Source organism: Nonomuraea sp. K271, from assembly GCF_009908215.1.
In the GTDB taxonomy this organism is placed as follows: domain Bacteria; phylum Actinomycetota; class Actinomycetes; order Streptosporangiales; family Streptosporangiaceae; genus Nonomuraea; species Nonomuraea longispora.
In genome coordinates this window covers 23,721-32,900 of the sequence record NZ_JAAAHR010000106.1, presented here as the reverse complement: position 1 = coordinate 32,900, position 9,180 = coordinate 23,721, and the positions used below count along the sequence as shown (strand labels likewise).

The window sequence follows — 9,180 nt, the reverse complement described above, 5'->3', positions numbered from 1 at the left end:
GCCCCCACCCCCGCGACCACGCCCGCCGTACGCTGCGAACCCGAGCCCGGCGTGGCGGAGGTCACCGGCGAGCCGTGGCCCCAGCAGCGGCTGCGGTTCGAGCGGGTGTGGCGGCTGACCAGGGGCGAAGGTGTGACGGTGGCCGTGGTCGACAGCGGCGTGGACGCCACCCACCCGCAGTTGTCCGGCGTGGTCGTCCGGCAGGAGGACCTCACCGGCACCGACAAGCGCGACTGCGTCGGCCACGGCACGGCCGTCGCCGGGATCATCGCCGGACGCGACCTCACGTCACGCGGAGTGCCCGTGATGGGCGTCGCGCCGGACGCCACGATCCTGTCGATCAAACAGACCGAGGGGCGCTCCGGCGACGTGTCGCGGCTGGCCAGGGGCATCAGGCGTGCCGCCGACCTCGGGGCCGACGTGATCAACGTGTCCGTGCAGGCTCAGGACCATCCGGCCCTGAAGTCGGCCGTGACGTACGCGCAGGACAAGGACGCCGTGATCGTGGCCGCCGCGGGCAACGTCAAGCAGGACGACGGCGCCGTCGCGGCGGCGTACCCGGCGGAGTATCCCGGCGTGATCGCGGTCGGCTCGGCCTCGCCCGACGGCGCGAAGTCGGAGTTCTCCAACGGCGTCACCCGCATCTCGGTCACCGCCCCGGGAGCCGGCATCACCAGCGCCTGGACCGGCGGCGGCTACCGTACGGGACTGGACGGCACCAGCTTCGCCGCCCCCTTCGTGTCCGGCGTGGTCGCGCTGGTCAGAGCCAGGCACCCGGAGCTCGACCACTGGCAGATCAAGCGCAGGCTGGAGCGTACGGCCGAGGGCGGCGGCGCGGCGGGCACCGGAGCCGGCCTGGTCAACCCGCTGCTCGCGGTCACCTCGGTGATCCCCGTTACCGAGGACAAGGCCGCCGCCCCGCCGATCGTGCTGGCCAGGGCGCCGGTGCCGGACGCGCGGAAGCAGGCCATCGCGGTCGCCATCGCCGCGGGCGCGGTCGGCGCCACCACGCTGGTGGTCTTCGTGGCGTTGATGCTGCCCAGAGCGCGTCGCAGGGGCTGGCGTGCGGGGAACGCGCGGGGGACCGCGCCGGGGACACCGTGACACTTACAGGAAAGTTGAAAGGGTGGCCCGCCTCGTTCCGGCCCACTTACGTTGATCGGAAAGTACGGGAACCCGGTCGCATTCCGGGCCACGAGACCGAGAGGTGCACGTGCCAGAGCCCACACGTTATGAGGCGGGCAGCCAGCACAGCGCCGCAGAACGCGCGCTGATCGCCCACCAGAACATCACGCAGATCCACAACCGGCTCACCCAGATCCCGGCGACGCTCGGCGCCGCGTGGCAGGGCGAGTCCGCCACCGTCTACGCGCAGGTGCTGAACGAGTGGAACCCGCAGTTCAAGAGGGTCATCGACGCGCTGCACACGATCGCGGAGAACCTGAAGGGCTCCGGCATCCAGTACGACGAGGCGAACACCAACGCGAGCGACGTCGCCGCACGGCTCAAGGCCGCGCTGAGCGCCGGCCAGGTCTGACGAACGGAGATGCACCATGAACGGTGGCGGAGAGATCATCCTCGCGAACTTCGACGAGATGGATGAGATCGCCACGGAACTCGGCCGGGCCTACGCGAACCTGACCGGCGAGCTGGCCGACCTGGAAAGCGACCTGAAGATCCTGGAGACCTGGGACGGCGCCGCCAAGGACGTCTACCTGACCGCCAAGAGCGAGTGGAACAGCGCGGTGGTGGCCATGGGCGACACCATGCAGCGCTTCGGCCCGGCGTTGCACGACGCGACGCAGATCATGCGCGATGCCGAGCACGCCAACATGCGCCGCTGGGGCACCTGAGCCACGGTGGACGAGCCGCTCATCGACCCGGCCACCGCGGGGGACGTGGCGAAGTGCGAGCCCCAGGCGCTTCTCGACGTGGCCGGCAAGCTGACCAGGGAACTGCTGCCCCAGCTGGAGGCGGCCAGGTACCAGGTGCCCGATCTGTCCCCGGCGGCCGCGGGCGACTGGGACATCGCCCAGGGGTACGCCGGCACGGTGGTCCGGGCCAGGCTGGCCACCTGCGACTCACTCGCCTTCGTGATGGAGCAGGTCCAGCGGGTCGTCGACGACCTGGCGGCCACCGCCGGCACCGTGCTGGACGCCGACCAGCGGGCCGGCGCGGCACCACGCAAGGAATAGAGGACAACGCGTTGCCGGAACCGAAGCCGATCAGGAACGGCTGCCTCCAGGGCGGCAACCCCGCCGGGTACGGCGGGCGCGAGGAGATCCGGCGGATGGTCATGGGGACCAGGCCGGAGGAGTTCGGGCCCGTCTCGGACGCCTACAGGTCGGCGTCCGAGCTGCTCACCACCACGATCACGACCCTGGGCGACAGCGCGGCCCGCCTGGTGGCCGACGGCGCGTGGGGCGGGGAGTCGGCCAGGGCCATGCTCGCCCGGATGAAGCGCCTCCAGACCTACCTTCAGGCGCTGCGGGACGGCGTGGACACCGTGCCGCCCTCGCTCGAGACGGTGAGCCGCGAGCTGACCTCGGCCAAGGAACGTTTCGACCAGGCCACGGAGCAGCGCATGTACTGGGTGGAGGCCAGCGGTATGGGAGCGGGGCAGTCGATGCCGGCCAACGATCCCGACGCCGACGCGCGGGAGTTCATGACGAAGCTGAACGGCGCCTATCACCAGGCGTACGAGGCCATGCCGGACCGTCTGCCCTGGGACGCGGATCTGGCGTCGCCCGCGCCGTACATGCCGCCGTCCGAGCGGGTCGCGACGCCGCTGGGCAGCGGGCACGGGTCCCCGCCGTACGACGGCACGGCTGCGGCCGCCACCGACCTGGCCGCGACGCCGGGCTCCCAGCCCGCTCCCGCCGGTACGCCGCCAGGAGCGCCGGCCGGCGGGCAGGCGCCGGCGAACCCGGGAGGCACCACAGCCGGCGGGCCGCCGGCGGGGCCCGCGGGCGCGCCGCCGCCCGCTCCCACCTCGACGGCGGCCGGGCCGGCCGGGCCCGCTCCCGTGAGTACCGCGGCCACGCCCGCGGTCGCGCGCCCTACCGCGCCGGGCACGCCCCCGGCCGCCCCGCCCGTGTTCGGCCCTCCCGCCACGACCCCCGTGCCCTCGTTCAGGCGCGACGGCGGGCCGTCCCCGTCCACGGGTCATGATCCGTCCCCCTCCGGGGACCCGGCGCGAACCAGGAGTGTCACGGCCGAGACCGGCCCCTCCGTGCGGCCGGGCACCGTGCCGGTCGTGGGCGCCTCCCCGTCCCCGGCCGTGACGCCCGTGGGCGTGCGGGAGCCGGGCACGACGGCGACCGGCGGCGTGCCGTTCATGCCCATGGGCGGGGCGGTCCCGCAGGACGCGCGGTCGGGCCGGCGCTCCCTCACGCCGAAGAGCGACGACGGCTTCTTCCGGCCCGAGATCGACTGCGGCCCTCCGGTGGTGGGGTGAGCTCATGAACCGGGACTCGGTGGCGGCGCAGGCGGAGTCGATCCGCGCGATGGGCCGGAACATGGCGTCGGCACCCATGCACGATCTGGAGGCCATGAGCCGGGCCATCGGGCAGGTCGAGCTGACGTCCGGCGCGTACGGCGCCTTCGGGCTGCTCGGCGGGTCGCTCGGGCAGGCGCTGGACGAGGTCAAGACGGCCGCGCTGAAGTACCTGTCGGACAAACGCGACCAGGTGGCCGACATCCACGACAGGGCGTACAGCACGGCCAACGGCTACGTGGACGGCGACGCGAGCGCCGCCGGGCTCGCCGCGGACATGCCGGCCGACCCGCGGGCCCTGTCCCAGATCGACGACATCCCAGCGTGAAAGCGAGCCCCAGGTGCTTGAACAACCGTGGTCGGTGATCGAGGGCTCGGCCATGGCGACGACCGGCTCGATGCTCCTCGGCTGGAACCGCGCCCGCTACGCCACGCTGCTCCTTCCCCTCATGTACGGCGACACCGCCCAGCAACGGACGGCGGCCGACGGATGGGAGCGGCTGGCCTCGGCCCTGGAACGGCACCCCGGAACGGTGGACTCCTCCACGCGCGGCGTCGAGTGGTCCGCACCCAGCGCCGAGCTCTACAAGGACACCGTGCTGGCCTACTCCGACGACGCCGGGGAGAAGGTCGCCTCGCCGAGGGCGACGGCCGACACCCTGCGCGTCACCGCCAACGTGTACGACGCTCTGGGCAAGGCCGTCTTCGCCACCGGTGCGGGCATCCTCGCGGCGGGCGTGATGCACAAGGTCGCCGCGGTGAACCCCTTCACCAGGGCGGCCGCCGAGGTGGCCGCCACCGGGTTCGGCCGCAGGGCGGACCACCAGGCAGGGATGCTCGCCTCCAGGGCGAGAGAGTTCGTCGGGAGCGGCCAGGGCCTGCTCGGCAAGGCGGTGCAGAAGCTGGCGCAGATGTCGCCGGTCAAGAAGGCGCTGATCGGCGGTGCGGTCGCGGTGACCGCGGGGTCGATGGGCCAGTCGGCGGTCGCGGACCGGATCAGCGGCACCCAGCTGGAGAGCTCGCCGCAGCTGCCCGGTTCCGCCGCAAGCGCAGACCTGACCGGTCCCGCGGGGAGCGCGGATCCGGCCGGGTCCGCGGAGAACGCGTGATGACAGGGGAAGGATGACCGCGTGATGGCGGCGTTCGACGAGGAGGCCATCGACCGGCTGGTGGCCGAGGCACAGCGGCCCGCCGCCGAGCTGGACGAGCTTCACCGGCAGGTGCTCGACGTCACGGGCGTCGCCCGCGACCCCGGCAAGCTGGTGACGGTCGAGTGCTCGGCGCAGGGCGTCACGGGCCTCGACATCGACCCCCGCGCCATGCGGTGGGGCTCGCAGCGGCTGTCGGAGACGATCCTGACCCTGATCGCCGAGGCGCTGGCCGACATGCAGGCCAAGTCGGCCGAGCTGCTCCGCGACGTCCTGGGGGAGGGACCGCTCGACCTGGCCGCCGAGAACAACGCGGCCGACGTGCGCATGCGGGAGGCGCGGGAGGCGTACGAGGCCGCCATGGACCAGGCTACGGCCGAGCTGGCCCGCATCCAGCGCGACCTCGACCGCTGAGACCCGGAGCCCCCGGAGTCCTTCAGCCCAGGTAGGCGGTCTGGATGAGCCTCTCGCCCGACCGCCGGTCCACGTAGAGGCCGCGTCCCGCCGGGAGCTTGCGCGGCCGTACGTTGCCGAACAGCTGACCCTCGTCCCGCGGCCCCGACAGCAGCACGGCCGGCGAGTTCATCTCCTTCAGCCGCCGCACGACCGGGTCGAGCATGCTGCGCCCCGCCCCGCCCATGGATCGCGCCAGCACCAGGTGCAGGCCGATGTCCCTGGCCTGCGGCAGCAGGTCGCCGAGCACGGTGAGCGGGTTGGCGGAGGTGGCCACGAGGTCGTAGTCGTCGACGATCACGTACAGGTCCTGCCCGGTCCACCAGCTGCGCGTCCGCAGTTGTTCCGAGGTGAGGTCGGGCGGCGGCAGGCGCGTCTGCAGCACCTCCTGCACGCCCTGCAGCAGGGTGGCGGCGGCGGTGCTGGAGGCGGCGTAGCCGATGCGGTGTTCGGTGTCGGTGGCGTCGAGCAGCGTGCGGCGGTAGTCGATGACGACGAACCGCGCCTGCAGAGGCGTGTGCGTGTCCGCGATGCCGCCTGCTACCAGGCGCAGCAGGTTGGTCTTGCCGGTCTCGGTGTCGCCGAACACGACGAAGTGCGGGTCGGCGTCGAAGTCCAGCCACACCGGCGCCAGGGCGGCCTCGTCGATGCCGATCGGCACGCGGGCCGCCCCTCCTTCGGCCGGGTCCCCGGTGCCGCGCGGCAGCGTGTGCGCGGGCAGCAGGGCGGGCAGCAGGCGTACGGGCGGGGCCGGGTGGTCGTGCCAGGCCTCGGACGCCGCCTCGACGAAGGCGGTCACGCCGTCGGACAGGTCGTCCACGCCGGAACGGCCGTCGATGCGCGGCAGCGCGGCGAGGAAGTGCAGCGCCTCGCGGGTGAGCCCGCGTCCAGGAGCCCCTTCGGGCACGTTGGCCGCCGCCTTGCGGTTGATCTCGCTGTCGAACGTGTCGCCGAGCCTGAGCTCCAGCCTGGTGCCGAGCAGGTCTCGGACGGCCGAACGGAACTCCATCCACCGGTTGGCGGTGCCGACGACGTGGATGCCGAAGCCGAGCCCGCGGGTGACGAGGTCGCCGACGTCGGGTTCGAGCTGCTCGTACTCCTGGCGCACGATCGCCCAGCCGTCCACGACGAGGAACACGTCCCCCCAGCCGTCGCCCTCGTACGCGCCCGACGCGACCATCCTGCGGTAGGTGGCCATGGAGTCGATCCCGCGCTCCACGAACAGCCGCTCGCGGTGGTCGAGCAGCGTCTTCAGCTCGGCCACCGTCCTGCGCACCGCGTCGGCGTCGAGCCGGGTGGCGACGCCGCCGACGTGCGGCAGCCCGGACAACGACGACAGGGTGCCGCCGCCGAAGTCCAGGCAGTAGAACTGCACCTCCTTGGGGGTGTGCGTGAGCGCGAGCGAGGCGATCAGCGTGCGCAGCAGCGTGCTCTTGCCGGTCTGCGGCGCGCCGACGATGGCGACGTTGCCGGCCGCTCCCGACAGGTCCAGCCAGTACGGGTCCCGCCGCTGGTCGAACGGGCTGTCCACGATGCCGGCCACGGCGTGCAGCCGCCCCGGCCGCTCGCGCGCGACGCCAGCGGCGGTGAGGCCGTGCCCGGGGGTGGCCTCGATGGGCGGCAGCAGCCGGTCGAGCGAGGCGGGCTCCTTGAGCGGCGGCAGCCAGATCCGGTGCGCGGCGGGCCCCTGGCCGGTCAGCCGCCCGACCACGATGTCCAGCAGGCTGTCCTGCTTGGTCTGCTTGTCCCTCTCGTCCTCCTGCGGGGGCGTCTCCGTCACCGGCGGCAAGGGGACGCGCTCGGGGCCGTACCAGATGATCTTTCCTCGGTGGCCCGAGCGCGCCGGCGCCGCCCGGTGGCGCGCCGCGTCCGGCTGGTACGCCCCCGACACGTACGCGGCCTTGAACCGGGTCATGCCCGTGGTCTCGAACATCAGGTAGGCGTTGCCCGGCTCGGGCGGCAGCGAGTACGCGTCCGCCACCCCGAGCACGGCCCGGCTCTCGGCCGCCGAGAAGGTGCGCAGCCCGATCCGGTACGACAGGTGGGTGTCGAGCCCGCGCAGCCGCCCCGATTCGAGCCGCTGCGAGGCGAGCAGCAGGTGCACGCCGAGCGACCGGCCGAGCCGGCCGATCATCACGAACAGTTCGACGAACTCCGGTTTGGCCGTCAGCAGCTCGCTGAACTCGTCGAGCACGATGAACAGCGTCGGCAGCGGCCGCAGGTCGGCGCCCTGCTCGCGGGCCTGCTCGTAGTCGCGCAGGGAGGCGTAGTTGCCGGCCGCGCGCAGCAGCTCCTGGCGGCGTACCATCTCGCCGTGGAGCGCGTCGTGCATGCGGTCCACCAGCGGCAGCTCGTCCTCCAGGTTGGTGATGACGGCGGAGACGTGCGGCAGCGTGTCGAGGCCGAGGAACGTGGCGCCGCCCTTGAAGTCGACGAGCACGAAGTTCAGCGTCTCGGACGAGTGCGTGACCGCCAGCGCCAGCACCAGCGTGCGCAGCAGCTCCGACTTGCCGGAGCCGGTCGCTCCGACCACCAGCCCGTGCGGTCCCATGCCGCCCTGGGCGGCCTCCTTGATGTCCAGCTCGACCGGCCGCCCGTCGGCGCCGAGCCCGATCGGGACCCGCAGCCGGTTCCTGGCCGGGCGGGGCTGCCAGGTGGAGGCGGGCGACAGGCGCCGCGCGTCGCCGATCCTGAGCAGGTCAGTGAGGGTCGTGTTCGTGGCGAACACGTCCTGCTGCTCCTCCTTGCCGCCGGTGCCCGACCGCATCGGCGCGAGCTGCCTGACCAGGGCGGCGAACGCGGGCCGCGCCATCCGGTCCGGCCGGCCGAGCCCCGACCTGAGCTCCTTGCCGAGTTCGTCCTCGACGACCCTGACCACTTCGTCGGGGCCGACCTCCAGGCGCAGGGTGAGCTGCGCGGGGGCCTGCGGGACCGTGCCGCCGAGCTCGATGACGGTGACACCCTCGATGACGTCCAGGGCGAGCTGGCTGCCGGCGGGCACCGTGCCGCCGTCCACCACCACGACGTGGTACGGCAGCGCGTCCGGCGCGAGCCCCTTGCTGAACCGGGGGCGGTCCTTCAGCTCGAACCCCAGCAGGGCGTCCAGCTCGCCGAGGTCGCGTACGACCAGCCGCACCGGGCCCGCGCCGTCCTCCTCGGTCGGGTGCAGGGCGTGCGGCAGCCACTTCACCGGCTCCCATTCGGCGGCGCGTTCACCGCCCGCGCATACCGAGATCCGCAGTTCCTCCGGCGAATGCAGCGCGGCCGCCTGCGCCAGCGCGGCGCGGACGAGGTCGCGCGCGGCCCCGGGGTCCCCGGTGACGGAGATCCTGGCGAACGAGTGCAGCGCCAGCGCGACGGGCAGCCCCGGCACGGTGGCGTGCGTGCGGACGAAGCGCCGCAGCGCGCCCGCCGTCATCGGGTCGAGGTCCTCGATCGGCTTGGTCTCCGGCGGGATCATCGGCAGCGCCAGCCGCTGCGCCGAGGTGGCGATCCTGATCTGGGCGAAGTCGTCGTCGCGGGGCCGCCGCTCCCACAGCCGGCTGGTCATCACCAGTGACCAGAGCGCGGCGGGGTCGGGATGGTTCCACGTCATGGCCCGGTGCTGCTGCGCCGCGGCGCCGCGGACCCGCTTCCTGACCTGTTCGAGGTAGCGGTAGTAGTCGCGGCGCTGGCCGTTGAGCTGGTTCTTGCGCTCGCCGGCGTTGCGCATCATCTGGCCCACGGTCATGCCGATCATGGAGACCGCGAACAGGCCGCTGGACACCATCATGATCGGGTTGCCGGTGCCGCCGCCGGTGACCATCAGCGCCATCGCCCCGGCTCCGGCGATCATGGGCAGGTACGTCAGCAGCTGGGTCAGCCCGCCGCCGGTCACGGTCTCGGGAATCTCCGGGGGCGACTCCAGCAGCACCTCGCCGCCGGGAGGCTCGGGCGGGGTACGCCGCTCGGGTCTGCGGACCACGATCAGACTGCCACTCATCAGGGCCCATAAAAGCCGCCGACATAGCGTTATATGCGATATTTCAAAATTCCTGGATGTTTTTAGCGGGTCGCGCACGATGGGCAATCCATAAACTCGGC

Annotated in this window: 9 protein-coding genes; 8 read left to right on the top strand and 1 reads right to left on the bottom strand. The window is 72.9% G+C overall.

Going from position 1 to position 9,180, the window contains the following annotated elements; all coding sequences use genetic code 11:
• The 8 genes from mycP to GUY59_RS30125 form a co-directional block, all read left to right on the top strand.
• Window positions 1–1,104, top strand: a 1,104-nt coding sequence (mycP, locus tag GUY59_RS30160; protein WP_161714772.1) for a type VII secretion-associated serine protease mycosin, incomplete at its 5' end; no start/stop codon positions are given.
• A gap of 109 nt (window positions 1,105–1,213) precedes the next feature.
• Window positions 1,214–1,537, top strand: coding sequence for a WXG100 family type VII secretion target (locus GUY59_RS30155; RefSeq protein WP_161714771.1), 324 nt, complete (start codon window positions 1,214–1,216; stop codon window positions 1,535–1,537).
• A gap of 16 nt (window positions 1,538–1,553) precedes the next feature.
• Window positions 1,554–1,853: a WXG100 family type VII secretion target gene (locus GUY59_RS30150; protein ID WP_132342053.1), complete on the top strand. Its 300-nt coding sequence runs from the start codon at window positions 1,554–1,556 to the stop codon at window positions 1,851–1,853.
• A 6-nt stretch (window positions 1,854–1,859) separates the two neighbouring features.
• Complete coding sequence (locus GUY59_RS30145; RefSeq protein WP_138208751.1) at window positions 1,860–2,195, top strand: hypothetical protein; 336 nt, start codon at window positions 1,860–1,862, stop codon at window positions 2,193–2,195.
• A gap of 11 nt (window positions 2,196–2,206) precedes the next feature.
• Window positions 2,207–3,457: a hypothetical protein gene (locus tag GUY59_RS30140; RefSeq protein WP_161714770.1), complete on the top strand. Its 1,251-nt coding sequence runs from the start codon at window positions 2,207–2,209 to the stop codon at window positions 3,455–3,457.
• A 4-nt stretch (window positions 3,458–3,461) separates the two neighbouring features.
• Complete coding sequence (locus GUY59_RS30135; RefSeq protein WP_138204422.1) at window positions 3,462–3,824, top strand: hypothetical protein; 363 nt, start codon at window positions 3,462–3,464, stop codon at window positions 3,822–3,824.
• Window positions 3,825–3,837: 13 nt separating this feature from the next.
• On the top strand, window positions 3,838–4,605 hold the full coding sequence (locus GUY59_RS30130; protein WP_138204420.1) for a hypothetical protein: 768 nt from the start codon (window positions 3,838–3,840) through the stop codon (window positions 4,603–4,605).
• A gap of 24 nt (window positions 4,606–4,629) precedes the next feature.
• A complete protein-coding gene (locus GUY59_RS30125) occupies window positions 4,630–5,058 on the top strand; it encodes a YbaB/EbfC family nucleoid-associated protein (protein ID WP_236667640.1) in 429 nt (142 codons plus the stop codon).
• 22 nt (window positions 5,059–5,080) lie between these two features.
• On the opposite strand, the gene eccCa is transcribed toward GUY59_RS30125, so the two are convergent.
• Window positions 5,081–9,079, bottom strand: coding sequence for a type VII secretion protein EccCa (eccCa, locus tag GUY59_RS30120; RefSeq protein ID WP_138204416.1), 3,999 nt, complete (start codon window positions 9,077–9,079; stop codon window positions 5,081–5,083).
• Between the last annotated feature and the right edge of the window lie 101 nt (window positions 9,080–9,180).